The organism is Streptomyces ovatisporus (genome assembly GCF_042653885.1).
Lineage (GTDB): Bacteria > Actinomycetota > Actinomycetes > Streptomycetales > Streptomycetaceae > Streptomyces > Streptomyces ovatisporus.
On record NZ_JBHSFH010000007.1, the window covers coordinates 815,558 to 836,077 of the forward strand.

Consider the following 20,520-nt stretch of genomic DNA (forward strand, 5'->3'; position numbering starts at 1 on the left):
GGCCCCCTATGCCCGTCCATCCCGGCCCCTATGCGGGAACGGGACGGACGGGCACGGGGGAGGCTGTGCGCGCCGGGGTGCCGGTGGCCGACAATGGCGGGGTGCTGGAGATGACGCGCGAGGACTTCGAGGAGTTGGTGGCCGAGGCGCTCGACCGCATTCCCCCCGAGCTGACCAGGCTGATGGACAACGTCGCGGTCTTCGTCGAGGACGAGCCGCCGCCGGAGGACCCGGAGCTGCTGGGCCTGTACGAGGGCACGCCGCTGACGGAGCGGGGCGAGTGGTACGCCGGTGTGCTGCCGGACCGGATCACGGTCTACCGCGGTCCGACGCTGCGCATGGTCGAGGCGGAGGACGGGGGCCGGGACGGCGTCGTCACCGAGGTCGAGGTGACGGTCGTGCACGAGATCGCGCACCACTTCGGCATCGACGACGAGCGGCTGCACGAGCTGGGGTACGGGTGAGGCTCGGCGGGAGCGGTGAAGGTGACGGGGGAGGTTCCCCGGAGCCGCGGGGCGAGGCGGTCGACCCTGACGTCGATCTGCATGTTCCCGCCCAGCGGGCGGAGACCGCGGGCCGGCACGGGGCGGCAGTCGTCGCGGTCATCGCGGCCGGCGGGGCCCTCGGCGCGCTGGCACGGCATGCGATGGAGGTGTGGCTGCCCGCGGGTGGAGGCGCCGGCGGGACCGGCGGCGCCTGGGCCGGCTTCCCGGGGGGGATCTTCCTCGTCAACCTGCTGGGCTGCGCGTCGATCGGCGTACTCATGGTGCTGATCGGCGAAGGAGACCGGGAGCGGCGTACCCACGCGCTGGTGCGGCCGTTCCTGGGGGCGGGGGTGCTGGGCGGCTTCACCACCTTCTCGACGTACGTGGCCGGCGTGGCGCTGCTGCTGGAGGCCGGGCGGTACGGGGTGGCGGTGGCGTATCTCGGCGGGACTCTGCTCGGCGCGCTGATCGCTGTGTGGGCCGGTGCGGCGGCGACGCGTGCGGCCCTCGCGCGGCGCCGGGGGGAAGGACCGGGCGGCCGTCGGCGTACGGATGCGGGCGGGGGTGCGCGGTGAACTGGCTGCTGGTGGCGGCGGGTGGCGCGGTGGGTGCGCCGCTGCGCTATCTGACGGACCGGGCCGTCCAGGCCCGGCACGATTCGCTCTTTCCCTGGGGGACGTTCGCCGTCAACGTCGTGGGCAGTCTCCTGCTGGGTCTGCTGACGGGCGCGGCGGCCTCGGGTGCGGCGGGTCCGCAGGTGCAGGTGCTGCTGGGCACGGGGCTGTGCGGTGCGCTGACGACGTACTCGACCTTCTCGTACGAGACGCTGCGGCTGACCGAACGAGGCCGTGGCCTGTCGGCGTCGGCGAACGTGGGCGCCTCCCTCGCCGTGGGACTGGCCGCGGTGTTCCTCGGACTGACGCTCGGACGTCTTGTGCCGGCGTGACCCTTTGCCGGGGGAGGGAGTTGGGCACGGCGTCCCGCTGTCGTCCCGCGCCCTGGAGGTACCGCCGTGCGCCGTCGTGCGTCTTCGCCGCCCGAGAGTCACCACGAAGCGACGGGTGCGACGCCGACGGCGACTTCCCCGTCCCGGGCAGGAGTTGGCGGGCGCGCCGCGGCACGTACGGTCCTCGGCGCGCTCGTGGTGGCCGCGCTCTCCGGCTGCATGACGGTCAACGGCTCGGGGACGGACGGCACTTCGGCCGGGAGTCACGCGAATCCGGCCGGACCCGGAGCGGGCCCGGAGGGCGGTGTCGTCGGACGTGCCGGAGAGCGCGGCAAGGACGGGAACGGTACGGGGGCCGGACGGGGTGACGGCGGGAAGGGCAGGGGCCACCGGGGCGCCGACGGGGCCGGGGGTCACGGCCACGGAAAGCGCACGTCCGACAGGCACCGGAAGGGTGCCTCGGAGGGGTCGGAGCCGAATCGGTCCTCGGAGTCCGGCCGGGGGGAGCACCGCCCCGGGCACGGCGCGGGACGGCCCCCGTCCCGTCCCGAACCCCCCGCGCCGCCCGGCACTTCACGTCCGCGTCCGCCCGCTCCGCCGGCGACGAGTGTGCCCAAGCCCACTCCGACGCCGCCTGACGCCCAGCCGACGCCGCCACCGCCGCCGACCAGCGGATAACGGGTCGCCCGAGGGTGCCGGCCCCTCCCGGGCGTCATTTGCGCAGCGACCCACAGGGTGCGTATGCTGGTTGATCGTTTGATCCCATTTGCCCGGCGCCCTTGAAGAGCGCGCCGCGTGGCGCGCTTCTCTTAGCCGTGGCTGACCGCATCGAGGCGGTCGTTTGCGAATTCACGGAGTCTGGGCGCGTGCTGCTGAACTCCGGAAGGTTCGCATTTCGCATGTCTGTTGCTTCTATCGACGCTCTCCTGCCTGAAGACGAGGAGACCGTCACCTTCGCCGATCTCGGGCTTCCCGAGGCGGTCGTGCGCAAGCTCGCCACGAACGGTGTCACCACCCCCTTCCCCATCCAGGCCGCGACCATCCCGGACGCGCTGCAGGGCAAGGACATCCTCGGCCGCGGCCGCACCGGCTCCGGCAAGACCCTCTCCTTCGGCCTGCCGCTGCTCACGCAGCTCGCCGGCTCCCGTACGGAGCGCAAGCGCCCCCGCGGCGTCATCCTCACCCCGACCCGTGAGCTGGCCATGCAGGTCTCCGACGCGCTGCAGCCGTACGGCGACGTGCTCGGCCTGAAGCTGAAGGTCGTCTGCGGCGGTACGTCCATGCAGAACCAGATCACCGCGCTGGAACGCGGCGTCGACATCCTCGTCGCGACGCCCGGCCGGCTGCGCGACCTGATCGGCCGCGGCTCCTGCTCCCTCGCGGACGTCGAGGTCGCGATCCTCGACGAGGCCGACCAGATGTCCGACCTGGGCTTCATGCCGGAGGTCACCGAGCTGATGGACCAGCTGCCCGAGGGCGGGCAGCGGATGCTCTTCTCCGCCACGATGGAGAAGGAGATCGACACGCTCGTACGGCGCTACCTGGACAGCCCGGTGCTCCACGAGGTCGACGCCGCCCAGGGTGCGGTGACGACCATGAGTCACCACGTGCTCGTCGTGAAGCCGCGCGACAAGGCGCCCGTGACCTCCGCGATCGCCGCCCGCAAGGGTCGCACGATCATCTTCGTCCGCACCCAGCTCGGCGCCGACCGCGTCGCGGAGCAGCTGCGCGAGGGCGGCGTGGGCGCCGAGGCGCTGCACGGCGGGATGACCCAGGGTGCGCGCACGCGCACCATGGCCGACTTCAAGGACGGCAAGGTCAACGTCCTCGTCGCCACGGACGTCGCGGCGCGCGGCATCCACGTCGACAACATCGACCTGGTGCTGAACGTCGACCCGGCCGGCGACCACAAGGACTACCTGCACCGCTCGGGACGTACGGCCCGTGCGGGCCTGTCCGGGACGGTCGTTTCGCTGGCCCTGCCGCACCAGCGGCGTCAGATCTTCCGGCTGATGGAGGACGCGGGCGTCGACGCCTCGCGGCACATCATCGGTCGGGGCGACGTCTTCGACGAGGAAGTGACGCGCATCACGGGTGCGCGTTCGCTGACGGAGGTGCAGGCGGACGCGACCGCGAACGCCGCCAAGCAGGCCGAGCGTGAGGCGGCCAAGCTCACCCGCCAGCTGGAGCGTGCCCAGCAGCGTGCCGCCGAACTCCGCGAGGAGGCCGAGCGGTTGACGGCGAGGGCGGCGCGCGAGCGGGGCGACGACCCCGAGGCGGCCGTGGCCGAGGCCGCGGCGGCGCTGACCGCCGAGGTCGAGGCGGAGGTGGCGAAGGAGCTGCGCCGGGAGCAGCGCCGCGAGGAGCGGGAGCTGCGCGACCAGCGCGACCAGCGCCGTGACGTCAAGCGCGACGAGCCCCGTGGCGGTGACCGCCCGTCCTTCAACCGTGACCGCGACCGCCGTGAGGGCGACCGGCGCGGCGGTGGTGACCGTCCCTCCTTCAACCGTGACCGGGACCGCCGTGAAGGCGACCGTGGCGGCTTCCGCCGTGACGACCGCCCGTCCTTCAACCGGGACAGGCGTGAGGGCGACCGTGGCGGCTTCCGCCGTGACGACCGCCGTCCCGGCTCGCACAGCCGCGACGACAGGCGCCCGTACGCCCGCCGTGACGACCACCGCGGCGGCGGCCGCTCCTTCGACCGCCGCACGGACAAGCCGCGCTGGAAGCGCAACGGCTGACACCTCCCCAGCGCGAAGGCCAATGCCTTCGAAGCCCGGCGGTGCGCCGGGCTATGCTGCGGGGGCGGGCCGTTAGCTCAATTGGCAGAGCAGTGGACTTTTAATCCATTGGTTGTGGGTTCGAGTCCCACACGGCCTACGGCGCGAGGGTCTAAAAACCCCCTCTGACCTGCGCTTGAGCGCCCTGACCGGCTTGGCCGGGCAGGGCGCTCCGGCTTTTCACCGGACCGTCGCCGGGCCCATGTCCCGAAGCGGGCCGGGGCGGTACGGCGATCTTGCCGCGGGGCGCGCCGCCCGGCGTCCCCGGCGGCCCTGCGGGCGTCCTCGGGCAGCATGCTCGTTCACGTGCGCGACGTGATCGTGACGGGCCTTTCAAGTCGGTTCCCACTCGGGGCCGTCGAGGTGGCGGAGGGACCCGGGGCGCGCCGGCGCGTGGCGCCGTCCGCGCGGAAGCTCTCGCACATCTCCCGGAGGTCTGCGGTGAGTTCCCCGGACCGCGTCGTCCTCCGGGCGGCGCCCTCAGCACCGGCGGCTTTCCGTGGCGGCAACCGTGGTTCCGGAACGGCCCGGTGACGAACGGTCACACGTTCCGATCACGGCACGAACCAGCCCCCGAGCCGCCCAGCCGAAACGTCACACCACCCTGCCGACCAGCGGCATCCCGAGTGCGAACGGCCTCAGTTGGAAGACCTCCGCGATGCGTGGGGATTGACAGGACCGGCGATCCGGACGAAGGTTCTGGCGCCGTCGCCCGGAGTAGGCTGCAGGACGGCTTCGACGAGGGGGCAGGGGATGGCGGACGAAATCCTGGCGGCGCTACGGAACTTCCAGCAGTACACCGCTGGACTGCAGGGGATTCTGCAGGAGGTTCAGCGCGGCATGCCCTCGGGCACGGAGGGACGGGACGCGGGCGGTGCGGTGACGGTGCGGCTGGGAAGCGACGGCCTGCCGGAGACGGTGACCTTCGCCCGGGACTGGGCTCGCAAGTGCGGGCCCGAGGCCATCGGCGGCGCGGTCACCGAGGCGTACGGTGCCGCGATGAGCGCGTCCATGGAAGCCATGCAGCAGGCCATGGAGGGCATGGACGTGCAGGGCCGCACGGAAGCGCTGCGGCAGGACATGGAGCGGGGCGAAAGGGAAGGCCCCCGCTCCACGACGCCCGGTCCGTCAGGCCCCGGTGGGGGCGCCTCCGGTGGTGACCCGGGCGCGCCGAGCGTGGCTCCGGGCGGTGATCCGGGCGCACCGAACTGGGCCGGTGGCGGCGATCCGGGTGCGCCCGGCCAGGCCCCTGGAGGCGATCCGGGAGCGCCGAGCTGGGCCCGGAGCAGTGACCCGGGAGCCCCGAGCTGGACGCCCGGCGGTGCCGGCCCCACGGGCCCCACGGACGCCGGCGCCCCCGGTGGCGCGCCGGGCAGCGACGCCCCGCCTCCCGTCGAAGTCCCGGGCCACGACCTGCGGTTCGTCGTCCCCCGTGCCCTCGACGAGGTGGCCGAGGACATGATGAACGCCTTCGACGCGGTGTCGAGGCTGGACCTGGACTCCCTCGCCGACGCCCAGGTGGAGGGGAAGGACTCCGGCCACCGGATCACGGTCGCGTTGAGCAAGGGGAACTTCCACTCATGCCGCGTGGACGCCTCCTGGGCGGAGGGGAAGTCGGCCGTGGCACTGGGCCAGGCGGTCGAGGCGGCGCTGGCCGACGGACGTGCCGCCCTGGCGCGGCTGGAGGAGTCCACCGGGACGGACGCGCAGAAGCGCCAGCTGGACGGACTGTTCGACGAGGCCCTGGCCATCCTCCGCGACCCCAAGCGCTTCACCGGCGGACTCTGACTGCATCTCGACAGGAGCACTGACCATGGCACCGAATCTGAAGACGGTCACCGACGCGTTGCGCAGCGAGGCGCGCATGTGGGACCGGCAGGCCGAGACGATGAAGGGCGTGCACAACACCATCGAGGGCCTGCGCCTCACCCGCCTCGAGGCAGGCATGTTCCAAGTGCTGTTCTCGGCCTACGAGAAGGCGGTCGACGAGCTCTCGGCCCGTTGCGACGAGGGAAGCCAACGAATGGGAGAGATCGCTGACGCGCTCGTGAAGAATGCGACAGCGTACGACAACAGGGAGGCGGAGACGACCGCCTCCATCGAGGGCGCCTACTAAGGCGGAACGGGGAACCAGATGTCATTCAGCTCGGCTCAGTACCAGGCAACCATAGACAAACTCGTCAAAGGCACCGAGGACTTGGCGGCGAAGCTGCAGGAGGTCGGCCCGAAGGCCGAGTCCACCGCCAACAAGTGGTTCATCCCCAAGCCCATCGCGGACGCCCTGATCTGGTGCGCGAACAAGCTCATCGAGGCGGGCAGCTGGCTGCTGAAGAAGATCGGTGAAGTGCTGGAGGGCGCGGCCGCCCCCATCACCTTCTTCTTCTACGCGAACGACTGGCAGAGCGACGTGCGCGGCAAGGCCTCCACCGTGACCGGCGAGACGGCCGCCGACGCGCTGAAGGCCCCCGACAAGTGGGAGGGGGAGGCCGGCTCCGCGTACGCCAAGGCGGTCAAGGACCAGACCACGGCTGCCACGCAGGTGGAGACCAGCGCCGACAAGGTCGCCACCGCCCTGACGTTCTCCGCGGTAGCAGGGCTCGCGTTCTACGTGGCCATCGGCGTCATCCTCGCCAAGTTCATCATCGCCACGGTGGCGGCGATCGCGGCGCTCGGCTCGGTCGTCTTCTCGTGGGCCGGGGCCGCCCTCATCGTGGAGGAGGCGGGGGTCAACTCGGCCCTCATCATCGCCGCCGTCACCACTCTCGTCGCGGCGCTCGGCACGCAGGCCCAGCAGATGTCGGTCGTCCAGGGCGAGGCGCAGGACAACTCCGCGTTCCCCGGCGGCAAGTGGCCCTCCGGCACCGCCTGAGCGGGGCGCCCGGCGACGGACCGGCCGGCACACCCGGCCGTACGGCCCGACGGTGGCCGGTCCGTCCGCTTTCCCTGTAGCTTCCCTCCCATCCCCGAGAGAGCGGAGAGGTGAATCCCCTGTACGGTCCGCGCGTGCTGCTGTGGTGCCTGGCACTCGGCGGCCTCTTCATGGCCTTCGTCTCCCTGTCCGTGGACCAGCGCGCCCTGGCCACCGTCGGGTTCGTCCTCGTCATCGTCTGCCCCGGCCTGGCCGAGGCGTACGCACAGCGCAGGCGGCGCAGCGACTGGTTCCGTCAGCAGTTCGGTACGCAGGAGGAGTTCGTCCGCTCCCTCGACACGGAGGGCCTGCGCCGCGTCCGCGACGAGAAGGGCCTGGCCGAAGCGGTCCGCGAACTGCGCCGCCGGCACCCGAAACTCCCGCTGAAGACAGCCGCGGACACCGTCAAACAGCTCTGACCGTCAGCAGTGCGAGGGGGTGTCCGGGCGGACACCCCCGGCCCGGCGGCGGGGCTGCCGGGGTCACAGCGGGGGCACCGGTACCGGCGGCACCGGGCCGGTGTAGCGGGCGGAGGGACGGATGATCTTCGAATCGTCCGCCTGCTCAAGGATGTTGGCGCTCCAGCCCACGACGCGCGCGGCGCAGAACGTCGGCGTGAACATCGTGCGCGGCAGGCCGCACAGCTCCATGACGACGGCCGCGTAGAACTCGACGTTGGTGTGCAGTTCGCGGCCGGGCTTGAGCTCGTCGAGGATCGCCTCGACCCGCTCCTCGACCTGTACGGCGAAGTCGGTCAGCGGGCCGCCGAAGTCCTGCGCGATCCGCTTCAGCATGCGCGAACGCGGGTCCTCGGTGCGGTACACGGGGTGGCCGAAGCCCATGATCCGCTTGCCTGTCCGTACACGCTCGCGGACCCAGTCGTCGATGCGGTCCGGGGTGCCGATGGCGTCGAGAGCGTCCAGGGCACGGCTGGGCGAACCACCGTGCAGGGGGCCGGACAGCGCCCCGGCCGCCCCGGTGAGGCATGCGGCGATGTCCGCGCCGGTCGACGCGATGACGCGGCCGGTGAAGGTGGAGGCGTTGAAGCCGTGTTCGACGGTGGAGATCAGATAGCGCTCCACCGCACGGGCCTCACGGGGCGAGGGTTCCTCGCCGGTGAGCATGTACAGGTAGTTGGCCGCGTACGGCAGGTCGTCGCGCGGCTCGACCGGTTCGAGGCCCTCGCCCAGCCGGTGCAGCGCCGTCAGCAGCGTCGGCACCAGGGCACAGGCCGACAGCGCGTCCTCGAGGCGCTCGCCCGGGGTGAGGTCGTAGACCGGGCGGAAGCCCGCCGCCGCGCCGGCGAGCGGGAGCGCCGTGTGCAGGCCGGTCAGCGGCCCGGACGCGGCGGTCGCACGGGCGATGACGGGCAGCGCCTCCCGGACGGGCGGGGAGAGCCGTCGCAGCCGGGCGGTGCGCTTGGTGAACTCCTCGAGGGCCGGTGCGTCCGGGAGTTCGCCGTGGAACATCAGATGCCATACGTCCTCGAAGGTGCGGTGTTCGGCCAGCTCCACGGCTGAGAACTGGCGGTAGTGGTAGAACCCCTCGCGCCCCCGGACGTCGCCGATGGCGGTGTCGGTGACGACGACCCCGGCCAGTCCGCGGGGAACCTCGATCGCCTGCTGTTCCATGTCGCTTCTCCGTTCGTACCCCCATGCTTGATTTCGACTGTCCATGCTGTACTAAGCGCTGTCAATGTTGATTGAATCAATGTATAGAGTGGACGGTGTGAGCGAGGAGAGCAGCGGCGTCGGCCCGCACGAGCAGTCCCGCCTGACCACCCGGCAGACCGCCGAACGCCTCGGTGTGAAGCCGGAGACGGTGTACGCGTACGTCAGCCGTGGTCTCCTGACCAGCCGGAAGTCCGCAGGCGGCAGAGGCAGCACGTTCGACGCCGACGAGGTCGACGCGCTCGTGCGGGCCGCCAGGCGCCCCGCCGCCGCGGTGCGCGAAGCCGCTCCCGGGGCGGTCTCCGTACGGTCCGGAATCACGCTCATCGAGGCCGACGCCTGCTACTTCCGCGGCGTGGACGCACGTCAACTGGCCGCCGCCCGCGGTTTCGAGGAGTCCGCCGACTGGCTGTGGACGGGCCACGTCACCCCCGGAGTCCGCTTCGCGGCTCCGCCCCCGCTGCTCGACGCGGCCCGCGCGGCGTCCGGCGCACTGCCCGCACACTGCGCGGTCACCGACCGGCTGCGTGCCGCCGTCGTCGCGGCCGCCGTGGCGGACCCGCTGCGGTTCGATCTCGCGGAGGAGTCGGTGCTCGGGCGGGCTCGCGAGCTGCTGCCCGTACTGGTCGGTGCGCTGCCGACGAGAGGGGCCCACGCGGCGGGTTCAGCGCCCCACGCGGGTACGCACGCTGCGCCGCAGGACGGGCTGGCCGGCGCCCTCTGGGCCCGCCTGACGGCCCGTCGCCCCTCGGAGGCGTTCGTACGCACCCTTGAGCGCGCGATGGTCCTGCTCCTCGACCACGATCTCGCGGCCTCGACCCTCGCCGCCCGTGTCGCCGCCTCCGCGCGTGCCCACCCGTACGCGGTCGTCTCCGCCGCGCTCGGCGCCCTCGACGCTCCGCTGCACGGCGCCGCCAGCGCGGGCGCCCACCGTCTGCTGGCCGAGGCCGTCGAGCGCGGCAGCGCGACGGCCGCCGTCGCCGACGTCCTCCGCTCCGGGCGCCGTGTGCCGGGCCTCGGGCACAGCGTCTACCCCGGCGAGGACCCGCGGGCCCGCGCCCTGTTCGGGTGGCTGGCGGAGCTGCCGGCCTGCGCCCCGGCGCTGGAGGCCGCGCACGAGGTCGCCGCGACGGCCGGGCGTCCCGCCAACGTCGACCTCGCCCTGGGCGTGCTCACCCTGGGCGCGGGGATGGACGCCGAGGCGGGGGAAGCCGTCTTCGCCGTCGCGCGGACAGCCGGCTGGATCGCCCACGCGCTGGAGGAGTACGGGGAGCGCCCGCTGCGGCTGCGCCCCGCCGGGCACTACACGGGGCCGCGCCCGCCCAGGCCGGTGCCGTAGCCGGCCCGTCAGGCCGGGCAGTTCCGTCCGTACGGCCTCCCGTCCCGTCCGTGGCGGCGGGCACGCGAACCTGCTTCCCACCGCCCGCGGAATTGCGCTTGCACCTCACGTCACGTGAGGGCTCATCGTGAAGTGCGTACCGAGAAGGGAGCGGAGATGAGCTGGTCCGTGGGACAGGTGGCCAAGTTCGCCGGAGTGACCGTGCGCACGCTGCACCACTACGACGAGGTCGGGCTGCTCGTGCCGAGCGAGCGCAGCCGTGCCGGACACCGGCAGTACGGCGACGCCGACCTCGACAGGCTGCAGCGGGTCCTGTTCTACCGGGAGCTCGGATTTCCGCTCGACGAGGTGGCGGCCCTGCTCGACGACCCGGACACCGACCCGCAGGAGCACCTGCGGCGGCAGTACGCACTGCTGTCCGGCCGGATCGAGAAGCTGCAGAAGATGGCTGCCGCCGTGGAGCACGCGATGGAGGCACGCAAGATGGGCATCAACCTCACGCCCGAGGAGAAGTTCGAGGTCTTCGGCGACTTCGACCCCGACCAGTACGCGGAGGAGACCGAACGGCGCTGGGGCGACACCGACGCGTACCGGGAGTCGCAGCGCAAGACGGCCTCGTACACGAAGGAGGACTGGAAGCGGATCAACCAGGAGCAGGAGGAGTGGGGCCGCCGCTTCGTCGCCCAGATGGACAGCGGCGACGGCCCGGAGTCCGGGTCGGCGATGGACCTCGCGGAGGAGCACCGGCAGCAGATCTGCCGCTTCTACTACGACTGCACCTACGAGATGCACACCTGCCTCGCCGAGATGTACGTCGCCGACGAGCGCTTCACCGCCCACTACGAGGCGATCAAGCCCGGGATGGCGGAGTACCTGCGCGACGCGATCCTCGCGAACGCCGTACGCCACTCCTGATCCGTACGCCACTCCTGATCCGCGGGGGCGCGCCGGGGCCCGTCACTTCGCTGACGGGCCCCGGCGCCGTGGCCCGCGCAGGACCGCTCGGGCACCTCGCACGCGACCCGGACACCCCCCTAGTCCAGGTGGGTCAACATCCCTCACCCCCAGCCGTCCCCACGGTGCGCCCCGTGGCTGGGGGCCGTGCGGCGCACGATGTTGGTGCCCGTCCGCCCGGCAGGGGCGGGCGGTGGACGCCGCCGGAGAGTGAGGGGCATCGCGATGGCTGAGCTGTATATCGACGGCGAGTGGACGGGGGCCGTCTCCGGCGCGCGGCGGCAGGTCGTCAACCCCTTCGATTCGTCCGTCATCACGACTGTCGACGAGGCGGACGAGACAGACGTCGACCTCGCCGTGCGGGCGGCCAAGCGGGCCTTCCAGCGGGCCGACTGGGCGTGGGCGCCCTCCCGGCGGCGTGCGGACGTGCTCTACCGCGTGCACGAACTGCTGCTGCGCGACCTGGAGCAGCTCTCCCGCATGGAGACCCTCGACACCGGCAAGACCCTCGCCGAGTCGCGGCTGGACATCGAGGACATCGCGAACGCCTTCCGCTACTTCTCCGAGGTGGTCGGCAAGGACGCCGGACGGGTCGTCGACGTGGGCCCGGACGTGCTGAGCAGAGTCGTCCACCAGCCGGTCGGGGTGTGCGCCCTGATCGCGCCGTGGAACTACCCGCTGCTTCAGGCGTCTTGGAAGATCGCGCCGGCGCTCGCCGCGGGGAACACCTTCGTCCTCAAGCCGAGTGAGACCACACCACTGACGACGATCGCCCTGATGGGACTGCTCGCGGAGGCCGGTACGCCGCCGGGTGTCGCCAACCTCGTGCTCGGTGCGGGAGGCACGGTCGGCTCGGCCATGACCTCGCACCCCGAGGTCGACATGGTCTCCTTCACGGGGGGTCTCGCCACGGGCCGGAAGGTCATGGAGAACGCCGCCTCCGGGGTGAAGAACATCGCGCTCGAACTGGGCGGCAAGAACCCCAACATCGTGTTCGACGACGCCGACTTCGACGCGGCGCTCGACTACGCACTCGACGCCGCCTTCCTCCACTCCGGGCAGGTCTGCTCGGCCGGTTCGCGGCTGCTCGTCCAGTACGGCGTCCACGACCGTTTCCTGGCCGAGCTGGCCTCCAGGGCCGAAGCCATCCGGCTCGGCGACGGGCTCGAACCCCTCACCGAGAGCGGGCCGCTGAGCACCGCCGAGCACCGGGCGAAGGTCGAGGCGTACTTCGAGATCGCCCGTACGGACGGGGCGCGGCTGGTCACCGGGGGACGGCGGCCGGACGATCCCGAACTGGCCCGCGGCTTCTTCCTGTTGCCGACCGTCTACGCCGACTGCAAGTCCTCGATGCGGATCGTGCAGGAGGAGATCTTCGGGCCGGTCGTGACCGTCGAACGGTTCTACTCCGAGGAGGAGGCGGTGGAGTTGGCCAACGACACCCGCTACGGACTGGCGGGAGGCGTGTGGACCGGCGACGCGGGCCGGGCCCAGCGGGTGGCCGGCAGGCTGCGGCACGGCACTGTCTGGATCAACGACTTCCACCCCTACGTTCCGCAGGCCGAGTGGGGCGGCTTCGGACGTTCCGGCATCGGACGGGAACTCGGGCCGACAGGACTGCGGGAGTACCAGGAGGCCAAGCACATCTACCAGAACCTCTCGCCCGCGCCTTCCGGCTGGTTCAAGGGATGACGGGCAGCGGTGGAAACCCGGGCCGCCGGGGCCGGGCGCACGCATGAGTGACGGAAGCGGACACGACGAGCCGTACGACTACGTCATCGTGGGCGGCGGCACCGCGGGATGCGTGCTGGCCGCCCGGCTGACGGAGGACCCCGGCTGCCGCGTCTGCGTCGTCGAGGGAGGCCCCAGCGACGTCGGCGACGAGCGTGTGATGAAGCTGCGGAACTGGATCAACCTGCTCGGGACCGAGTACGACTACGGCTACACCACGGTCGAGCAGCCGCGCGGCAACTCCCACATCGTCCACTCGCGTGCCCGCGTGCTCGGCGGCTGCTCGTCCCACAACACCCTCATCAGCTTCCTGCCGTTCCCGCAGGACCTGCGGGAGTGGGTGCGGCACGGCGCGGAAGGCTGGGACCCCGGGACCGTCCTGCCGTACCGGGCCCGGCTGCAGAACACCATCCGGCCGGTGGCGGAGAAGGACCGCAATCCCATCGCGCACGACTTCGTGACGGCCGCTGTCGACGCCCTGGACGTCCCCGTCGTCGACGACTTCAACGAACACCCCTTCACCGAGGGCGCCGGCTTCTTCTCACTCGCGTACGACCCCGCGACGGGGAACCGCTCGTCGGCGTCCGTCGCCTATCTGCATCCCGTGCTCACCCGCCCCAACCTCACGCTGAAACTGGAGAGCTGGGCGTACCGGCTGCTGCGGGCGCAGGACGGGCGGCTGGCCAGGGTCCGGGTGAGAGCCGCCGACGGCACCGACTGCACCGTACGGGCAGAGCGTGAACTGCTGCTGTGCGCGGGGGCGGTGGACACGCCGCGGCTGCTGATGCTCTCCGGGATCGGCCCCGCCGGGCACCTGCGGGAACTCGGCATCGACGTGCTCACCGATCTCCCCGGTGTGGGCGAGAACCTGCTGGACCACCCGGAGTCGGTCATCGTCTGGGAGACCGGGCCGCTGCCGCCGAACACCGCCATGGACTCCGACGCGGGTCTGTTCGTGCGGCGCGACGCCCGTGAGTCCGGCCCCGACCTGATGATCCACTTCTACCAGGTGCCGTTCACCGCCAACACCGAACGGCTGGGCTATCCGACACCGCCGTACGGCGTCTGCATGACCCCCAACGTCCCCAAGTCCCGTTCCAGGGGCCGTATCTGGCTGCGCAGCCCGGACCCCGACGTCGAACCGGCCCTGGATTTCCGCTACTTCACCGATCCGGAGGGCCACGACGAGCGCACTGTCGTCGAGGGTCTGCGTATCGCCCGCGAAGTCGCCGCCACCGGGCCGCTCCGCGACTGGCTCGTACGGGAGGTGGCGCCCGGTCCCGGGCTGACCACCGAGGAGGACCTGTCCGAGTACGGGCGCCGCGCTTCCCACACCGTCTACCACCCGGCGGGCACCTGCCGGATGGGCGCGGACGACGACTCGACGGCCGTGGTCGATCCGCAGCTGCGGCTGCGCGGGGAGCGGGGCGTGCGAGTCGTCGACGCCTCCGTCTTTCCGACCCTGCCGACGGTCAACCCCATGGTGACGGTCCTGCTGACGGCGGAACGCGCCGCCGATCTGATCACCGGCCGTGCGGCGCCGGAACCAGGGGACGTACGGGCGCACGGACGGAACGGACCGAACGGACGGCACGGACCGCACGGAACACGGGGAACGGAGCGCTGATGACCGACGCCGGCACGCCTGCCACCGGAGGCGGCCCCGGGGAATCCGCCGGGCACGGCTCGGAGTTCCGCAAGGAGATGGGGCCCTGGGCCAACTTCGCGCTCGGCTTCACCTACCTCTCCCCGGTCGTCAGCACCTACACCCTGTTCGCGACGGCGCTGGCCACCGGCGGCCCTCCGATGATCTGGGCGTTCGTGCTGGCGGGCGCCGGCCAGTTCCTGGTGGCCCTCGTGTTCGGCGAAGTCGTCGCGCAGTACCCCATCGCCGGCGGCGTCTACCCGTGGGCGCGCCGGCTGTGGGGCATCCGCTGGGCGTGGATGACCGGCTGGATCTACATGTGGGCGCTGCTGGTGACGATCACCGCGGTCGCCTACGGAGCCGGCCCGTACATCGCCATCCTGTTCGGCTTCGAACCGAGCGTGCACACGACCGTGTTGTGCACCGTGGCGCTCATCGTCGTCGCAGCGCTCATCAACTACGCCGGGACCAGGGCCCTTTCGAAGGCCGCCGTCATCGGCTTCACCGCGGAACTCGTCGGCGCCGTCGTCGTCGGGGTCTGGCTGCTGACCACGCACCGCTTCCACGGACTCGGCGTCGTCTTCGACGACTTCGGCACCTCGGAGAACGGCTCGTACCTGCCGGTCTTCCTCGCCGCGGCCATCATCGGCTTCTACCAGTACTACGGCTTCGAGGCCTGCGGAGACCTGGCCGAGGAGGTCGCGCATCCGGGCACCGTCATCCCCAAGGCGATGCGCAGGACCGTCTACGTCGGTGGCGCCGCCGCCACCTTCACCTGCCTGACGCTGCTGCTCGCCGTCTCCGACTACCAGGCGGTGATCGCCGGAGAGGACACGGACCCGGTGGTGCGGGTGCTGTTCGACGCGCTGGGGGAGGCGGGCGCCAGGATGGTGATGGGTGTGGTGCTCATCTCGTTCCTGTCCTGCACGGTGAGTCTGCAGGCCGCCGCAGGGCGTCTCATCTACTCGTACGCGCGGGACAAGATGATCGTCGGTCACCGGATGCTGCGGTCCTTCTCCTACGCGCGGGCCGTCCCGCACAACGCTCTTCTGGTCGCCGCCGTCGTCCCGGCCGTCATCGCCTTCGGGTCGCTGATCTCCGAGGACGCCCTCACCAAGATCGTCTCGTTCGCCGTCCTCGGCATCTACGGCGCCTTCCAGATGGTCGTGCTCGCGGCTCTGCGGGCGCGGCTGAAGGGCTGGCGGCCCAGCGGCGAGTTCACGCTCGGCCGGTGGGGGCTGCTCGTCAACGCGGTGGGACTGGCGTACGGCATCTTCGCCATCATCAACATCTCCTGGGCGCGCAACCCGGACCAGCCCTGGTACGACAACTGGATCGTGCTGCTCTGCGGCGGCGTGGTCCTGGGCACCGGGCTGCTCTACATGTTCACCACGCACCACTACGGGCGTGGGGACGCACCGGCGGGCGACGCGATTCCCCGGCGGTCATCCGGCGCGGCCGGTCCCGGAACGTCCTGACGCAGCTGTTCGACGCACCGCTCCAGTCGTGTACGGTCTCGCTCGTGCAGTGCCGACTGGCTGCCGTCTTCCGCGAGTTCACGCGCGAGGCGGTGTCCCGTGTCCCGCGTGCTTCCCGTCACCGGGGCTGTCCGGCCGTTCGGCGGATCCGGTCGTCGCTCCTGCGTGGCCTCCTCTTCGCCGGTTCGCGGTGACTCGGGGGCCGCGGTGGCTGCGGTGGCTGCGACCGGGATTCGGGACGAACCTGGTGCAACCAAACGGGGTGCTGCGCTGTCTCTGGAACAACAGGCTTTTCGACGGCCGTGCGGCAGCCGTGTGCAACTGCCGCCCGGCTTCGACGACGATGGAGCGTTTGAGTTGATACGTGTATCGAAAAGGGTCCGCCGGTTGGGTGCTGCCGGGGTGGTGGCCGGAGCCCTCCTGGCCGCCGGGCCCTTTGTCGTACCGGCACAGGCCGCCGGGCCCTCCGGCGTGAAGGCCAAGGGCGCGTTCCTGCTGGACAGTTCGTCCGGTGAGGAGATGTGGGGCAAGGGCGCCGACACCAAGCGCGAGATGGCCAGCACCACCAAGGTCATGACGGCGGCGGTCGTGGTGAGCACCAAGAACATCGACCTCGACCGGAAGGTGACCGTCAAGCAGGCCTACCGCGACTACGTCGCGAAGTGGGGCGGCAGCACCGCCGACCTGCGGACGGGCGACAAGCTCAGCCTGCGGCAGCTGCTCTACGCCCTGCTGCTGCCCTCCGGTTGCGACGCCGCGTACGCGCTGGCCGACGCCGTGGGCACCGGGGACTCGACGTCCGCCCGCACGAGTTCCTTCATCGCGAAGATGAACGCCAAGGCCCGCCAACTGGGCATGAAGAACACCGAGTTCGACTCCTTCGACGGCATCTCGAAGAAGGGGCGGAACCACTCCACCGCGCGCGACATGGCGAAGCTCGGCAAGTACTCGCTGGGCAGCACCAATATCCGCAAGGTCGCGAAGTCGACGTCGGCGAAGCAGAAGGCGACGAACGGCCGCACGTACACCTGGTACAACACCAACCAGCTGCTCGGTTCGTACAAGGGCGTCATCGGCATCAAGACGGGCACCGGCACCAAGGCGGGGCCGTGCCTCGTCTTCGCCGCGACGAAGGGCGACCGCTCCGTGGTCGGCGCGATCCTCAACAGCGGCGAGCGCTACCCCGACGCGAAGCGGATGCTCGACTGGGCGTTCGAGCAGAAGACCGCCAAGCTCGACCTGCGTCAGCTGCCCAAGGGCGCCGAGCGGGACTGACACACACCCGGCGCTGCCGAGTGCATCGCTCTGACCGCCCGGGTACGGCCGTCGTCCGACGCCGTACCCGGGCGTTCGTCGTTCCGCTCACGGTGGACTGTGCTGAAGAACCACGATCACCATGTCGTCGTTGACCGCCTCGGCCCAGCGTGTGACGTCCCGGTTGACGAAGGCGACGACCTCCGCCGGTTCGACGGCCGCCGCCTGCGCGGGGGCGCCGGCCGTGCTGCCGTAGCGCTCCGCCAGCCGCTGTTCCAGCGGATAGAAGCCGCCGCTTCTGCTGCGGGCCTCCGTGACCCCGTCGGAATAGGCCACCAGGGTGTCGCCGTCGGCCAGCCGGTACTCCTTGATGCCCGCGTCCGTGCCCGGTGCGAGGTCGCCGAAGCCGAGTGGCAGCGCGTACTCCGGTCCGGGGTCCAGCCGGGTGACTCCGCCGCCGGCGCCGATCAGGTACAACGACGGATGACCGCGGTCCAGCACCCGCAGAAAGCCCCCTCCCGGGGCGAACTCCAGCAGCACGGCCGTCGCGAAGAGCTCCCCCGCCAGCCCTGACGGCGCCCTTCCGGGGCCGTTCCCCGCCAGCGAACCCCCCGCCTCCATGTCCACCCGGTCCATGGCCATCGCCGCCTCGATCCGGTCGGCGACGTCCCTCAGGCTCGGACTCGACATGGCGGCCTCGCGGAACGCGGACGTGATCGTGGCAACCGACTCGGTCGCGCCGATGCCCTTGCCGCGTACATCGCCGACGATCACACGCACGCCGTGCGGTGTCTGCCGCGCGCTGTAGAAGTCGCCGCCGATGAGGGCGGCCTCGTCGGCGGCGCGGTAGACGCCGGCGAGACGTACGGGCCCGAGCCGGTCCGGCAGGGGACGCAGCAGTGCGCGCTGGGTGGCCTCTGCCACGGCCTGCACCTGGACGAGCTGAAGCGTGGTGCGTTCGAGGACCAGGGCGAGCGTGGTGGCGAAGCCGGTCACCAGCACCAGCGTGATGACGGGGCCGGTGATGTCGTCCGGATAGACGTCGTCCACGAGCAGGTGCATGGACACGAGCAGGACGACTGCCAGAGCGCCCAGCACGATGGTGACGAGGAAACGCGAGAGCAGCGCGGCGAGTACCACGGCTGCGGTGAGCAGCGACGCGAAGGAGTAGCGGGGCGGTGCGGACAGTTCCATGACCAGGGCCATCAGCAGAAGCGCCGGCGGCAGCAGACGCACCCACCTGGGCAGCAAGGCCGTACGCCCGCGGTGCGGTGCGCGCCTTGTGCCGTCCTCGTGTTCGGCGATCACACTGCCCGTGCCCACGTTCCCTCGTTCCCTCCATCGGGCGCCGGGCACCACTGCCCGCTTGCTCCGGCTCTCCTCAGTTTCGGGTACGGGGAGCGATCCGGCTCGGGGTGGTGGCGCCCGGGGGAGGGGTCCGGGTGCCACCCGCCGCTCTGCGGCCCGACGGCGCTGCCGCTCTGCGGCCCGACGGCGCTGCCGCTCTGCGGCTCGTTGGCACAGCCGCTCTGCGGCCCGACGGCGCTGCCGCTCTGCGGCCCGTTGGCGCTGCCGTCCCGCGGCTCACTGGTTCAGTCGTGCCTCGACCCGCCCGTCGACGTTCCGTGTCTCGAAGGCCGGCTGGGGCGATGTGGCAGGCCCGCCCACGTTCCAGCCGTCCGTGAGCCTGAAGACGCTTCCGTGCCAGGGGCAGCGCACACAGCCGTCGCTGACCTTCCCCTCGGAGAGGGGGCCCGCCATGTGACTGCACCGGTCTGCCAGCGCGTGCACGGCGCCGCCGCTCTCCCGTACGACGACGACGGGCACGTCCCCCACGGTCCGGCGTACCGCTTCACCGACCGGGAAGTCCGCTGCGGCGCCGAGGGGGTGCCACCCCGGCTCCGTGCGTACGGAGATGTCCTCGGCGTGGTTGACCGCGGCGGCCTGCCGGTACGCCAGGTGACCGCCGAGCGCGCCGCCCGCACCCACGGCCGCCAGCCCCGCGTAGCCCCAGGCGCGGCCGCGCAGCGAACGGCCTCGCAGCCGCGCGAAGAGTGAGGCGGCGTAGCAGCCCACTGCGACGCTGTTCGCCGCGGCGTGCACCACGCCCACGCGCATCTGCGGCTTGCGCATCTCGGCCCAGTCGACCCAACCCGTCACGGCCGCGGGCAGAGCAGCGACGAGGCCCGTGCCCACCAGCAGCCCCGCCGTGTACCGCTTGCCGGGCACCAGGTCGAGGACGGCGGCCGAGACCCAGGTACCGATGGGCACCTGCACCAGAAGCGGATGGACCGGGTGCCCGAGCCACCGGCCGTGCATGACGTCACGCAGATCCTCCCCGATCGGAACCGACTTCACGGCGCGCCGCAGTCTCATCAGGGCGGGATCCAGGGCGGTGGTCTTCTCGATCTTGTCGACGGCTGACAGTACGCGCCCCGGCCGCTGCGGGTCGGGGAGCACCGAGCGGACGGCGGTCGCGCAGGCGAGGAGCTTCTGAGAATAGGACATACCGCCCGGTGCCCCTCTGGGGCAGCGGCAAACGACGCCGTCGGGATTGCCGGACCGCTCCGGGGGACCGCGGCGTCGGGACGAGGGGGCGCTGCGGCGAGGGGGACGAAGGAAATGGCCGGGGCGACGCGGGTGCCCGGTGTCCGGAGGCGCCGGGGGTGACACCCGGTCGAATCCGCCGGCGGGACCGGCCTGCTCCGGGGCGGCGGTCCGGAAGGCCACCGGACCTCAGAGCGAGCCTCGAAGGTCTCGCCCGGCGCCCGGACCGCGCCCTGTGCCGGGAGGCCGCACAGCGCGGCGACTTCGGCGGCCACGAGGGTTCACGACGGGCCGTCCCTGCCGAAATCCCCTCCGTGGCAAGGGAGTCGGCACGCGTCGTCCACCCGCGCACCCGGCCGCCGCTGCTCCCCGCCGACGGATGGGCCCGCCGCGCCGAGCCGTCGGTGCCCTGTCCCTCCGCAAGACGGACCCGGCCCGCCGGACGGACCGCGCGGACGAGGCGGCTTCCCCCGCCGGGCTCCCAACTGCTGCTGTACATACGTGTGTTGTCCGAGGCGCGCGACCGGCACGGCCGCTGCTGCGAGTCAGTCGGGCGGCTCGCCCGGCGCGTCTTCCCTCCGGCCCCGAGGCGTTGCCCGACCGGTCCTCAAGGGCGTACAGGCGCACACGGGAGGCGAGTCGGCGGCGGCATGGTCTCGCCGACGGTCCCGTCGCGTGTCTCGGCGCCGGAGCGTGCTTCGCGACGGGCGTGCGGACCATTCCGGACGAGAGCCTCAACTGACGTTCTTTCACCGCACGTTCACTCGTCACTCACAGCGACGC

At 71.8% G+C, this 20,520-nt stretch carries 16 protein-coding genes, 1 tRNA gene and 1 pseudogene; 15 read left to right on the forward strand and 3 right to left on the reverse strand.

The window, feature by feature from the left end:
* Positions 1-101: 101 nt before the first annotated feature.
* The 9 genes from ACFPA8_RS17450 (at position 102) to ACFPA8_RS17490 (ending at position 7,538) form a co-directional block, all read left to right on the forward strand.
* Positions 102-464 carry a metallopeptidase family protein gene (locus ACFPA8_RS17450; protein ID WP_189039635.1) on the forward strand — a complete coding sequence of 121 codons (363 nt, stop codon included), beginning with the start codon at positions 102-104 and terminating at the stop codon, positions 462-464.
* Entirely contained in the window at positions 461-1,060 is a 600-nt protein-coding gene (locus ACFPA8_RS17455) for a fluoride efflux transporter FluC (protein ID WP_386449375.1), read from the forward strand. Before ACFPA8_RS17450 ends, ACFPA8_RS17455 begins: the two co-directional genes overlap by 4 nt.
* Complete coding sequence (gene crcB, locus ACFPA8_RS17460; RefSeq protein WP_386449377.1) at positions 1,057-1,431, forward strand: fluoride efflux transporter CrcB; 375 nt, start codon at positions 1,057-1,059, stop codon at positions 1,429-1,431. Before ACFPA8_RS17455 ends, crcB begins: the two co-directional genes overlap by 4 nt.
* 899 nt (positions 1,432-2,330) lie before the next feature.
* Positions 2,331-4,172, forward strand: coding sequence for a DEAD/DEAH box helicase (locus tag ACFPA8_RS17465; protein WP_386449379.1), 1,842 nt, complete (start codon positions 2,331-2,333; stop codon positions 4,170-4,172).
* Positions 4,173-4,238: 66 nt separating this feature from the next.
* Positions 4,239-4,311, forward strand: a tRNA-Lys gene (locus tag ACFPA8_RS17470).
* A gap of 653 nt (positions 4,312-4,964) precedes the next feature.
* Positions 4,965-5,999, forward strand: coding sequence for a hypothetical protein (locus ACFPA8_RS17475; protein WP_386449381.1), 1,035 nt, complete (start codon positions 4,965-4,967; stop codon positions 5,997-5,999).
* A 25-nt stretch (positions 6,000-6,024) separates the two neighbouring features.
* Entirely contained in the window at positions 6,025-6,327 is a 303-nt protein-coding gene (locus tag ACFPA8_RS17480; protein WP_386449383.1) for a type VII secretion target, read from the forward strand.
* A gap of 18 nt (positions 6,328-6,345) precedes the next feature.
* A complete protein-coding gene (locus ACFPA8_RS17485; RefSeq protein WP_386449385.1) occupies positions 6,346-7,080 on the forward strand; it encodes a hypothetical protein in 735 nt (244 codons plus the stop codon).
* 134 nt (positions 7,081-7,214) lie between these two features.
* A complete protein-coding gene (locus ACFPA8_RS17490; RefSeq protein WP_386449386.1) occupies positions 7,215-7,538 on the forward strand; it encodes a hypothetical protein in 324 nt (107 codons plus the stop codon).
* 63 nt (positions 7,539-7,601) lie between these two features.
* On the opposite strand, the gene ACFPA8_RS17495 is transcribed toward ACFPA8_RS17490, so the two are convergent.
* Positions 7,602-8,750, reverse strand: a complete 1,149-nt coding sequence (locus tag ACFPA8_RS17495) for a citrate synthase/methylcitrate synthase (RefSeq protein ID WP_386449387.1) — start codon at positions 8,748-8,750, stop codon at positions 7,602-7,604.
* A gap of 79 nt (positions 8,751-8,829) precedes the next feature.
* On the opposite strand from ACFPA8_RS17495, the gene ACFPA8_RS17500 reads away from it, so the two are divergent.
* From ACFPA8_RS17500 to ACFPA8_RS17525, 6 genes and pseudogenes are all read left to right on the forward strand, one after another.
* Positions 8,830-10,128 carry a citrate/2-methylcitrate synthase gene (locus ACFPA8_RS17500; protein ID WP_386449389.1) on the forward strand — a complete coding sequence of 433 codons (1,299 nt, stop codon included), beginning with the start codon at positions 8,830-8,832 and terminating at the stop codon, positions 10,126-10,128.
* 156 nt (positions 10,129-10,284) lie between these two features.
* Entirely contained in the window at positions 10,285-11,043 is a 759-nt protein-coding gene (locus tag ACFPA8_RS17505; RefSeq protein WP_386449391.1) for a MerR family transcriptional regulator, read from the forward strand.
* Between the two features lie 264 nt (positions 11,044-11,307).
* The gene (locus tag ACFPA8_RS17510) at positions 11,308-12,774 is read left to right on the forward strand and encodes an aldehyde dehydrogenase family protein (RefSeq protein WP_386449393.1); all 1,467 of its coding nucleotides are present in this window, start codon (positions 11,308-11,310) and stop codon (positions 12,772-12,774) included.
* Between the two features lie 43 nt (positions 12,775-12,817).
* Positions 12,818-14,359 (forward strand): annotated as a pseudogene (locus ACFPA8_RS17515) (GMC family oxidoreductase); the annotation flags it as partial.
* 80 nt (positions 14,360-14,439) lie between these two features.
* Positions 14,440-15,936 carry an APC family permease gene (locus ACFPA8_RS17520; RefSeq protein ID WP_386449397.1) on the forward strand — a complete coding sequence of 499 codons (1,497 nt, stop codon included), beginning with the start codon at positions 14,440-14,442 and terminating at the stop codon, positions 15,934-15,936.
* Positions 15,937-16,296: 360 nt separating this feature from the next.
* Positions 16,297-17,211, forward strand: a complete 915-nt coding sequence (locus ACFPA8_RS17525) for a D-alanyl-D-alanine carboxypeptidase family protein (RefSeq protein ID WP_386449532.1) — start codon at positions 16,297-16,299, stop codon at positions 17,209-17,211.
* A gap of 87 nt (positions 17,212-17,298) precedes the next feature.
* Here ACFPA8_RS17525 and ACFPA8_RS17530 read toward each other — a convergent pair whose 3' ends face one another.
* A complete protein-coding gene (locus tag ACFPA8_RS17530; protein WP_386449399.1) occupies positions 17,299-18,513 on the reverse strand; it encodes a PP2C family protein-serine/threonine phosphatase in 1,215 nt (404 codons plus the stop codon).
* A 261-nt stretch (positions 18,514-18,774) separates the two neighbouring features.
* Positions 18,775-19,698 carry a Rieske (2Fe-2S) protein gene (locus ACFPA8_RS17535; protein ID WP_386449401.1) on the reverse strand — a complete coding sequence of 308 codons (924 nt, stop codon included), beginning with the start codon at positions 19,696-19,698 and terminating at the stop codon, positions 18,775-18,777.
* Positions 19,699-20,520 lie beyond the last annotated feature (822 nt).

Excerpts from the sequence above, each read along its gene's own strand:
- ACFPA8_RS17475 (WP_386449381.1), top strand. The coding sequence starts at position 4,965 with ATGGCGGACGAAATCCTGGCGGCGCTACGGAACTTCCAGCAGTACACC.
- ACFPA8_RS17485 (WP_386449385.1), top strand. The coding sequence starts at position 6,346 with ATGTCATTCAGCTCGGCTCAGTACCAGGCAACCATAGACAAACTCGTC.
- ACFPA8_RS17480 (WP_386449383.1), top strand. The coding sequence starts at position 6,025 with ATGGCACCGAATCTGAAGACGGTCACCGACGCGTTGCGCAGCGAGGCG.
- ACFPA8_RS17505 (WP_386449391.1), top strand. The coding sequence starts at position 10,285 with ATGAGCTGGTCCGTGGGACAGGTGGCCAAGTTCGCCGGAGTGACCGTG.
- ACFPA8_RS17510 (WP_386449393.1), top strand. The coding sequence starts at position 11,308 with ATGGCTGAGCTGTATATCGACGGCGAGTGGACGGGGGCCGTCTCCGGC.
- ACFPA8_RS17520 (WP_386449397.1), top strand. The coding sequence starts at position 14,440 with ATGACCGACGCCGGCACGCCTGCCACCGGAGGCGGCCCCGGGGAATCC.
- ACFPA8_RS17465 (WP_386449379.1), top strand. The coding sequence starts at position 2,331 with ATGTCTGTTGCTTCTATCGACGCTCTCCTGCCTGAAGACGAGGAGACC.
- ACFPA8_RS17500 (WP_386449389.1), top strand. The coding sequence starts at position 8,830 with ATGTATAGAGTGGACGGTGTGAGCGAGGAGAGCAGCGGCGTCGGCCCG.
- ACFPA8_RS17495 (WP_386449387.1), bottom strand. The coding sequence starts at position 8,750 with ATGGAACAGCAGGCGATCGAGGTTCCCCGCGGACTGGCCGGGGTCGTC.
- ACFPA8_RS17535 (WP_386449401.1), bottom strand. The coding sequence starts at position 19,698 with ATGTCCTATTCTCAGAAGCTCCTCGCCTGCGCGACCGCCGTCCGCTCG.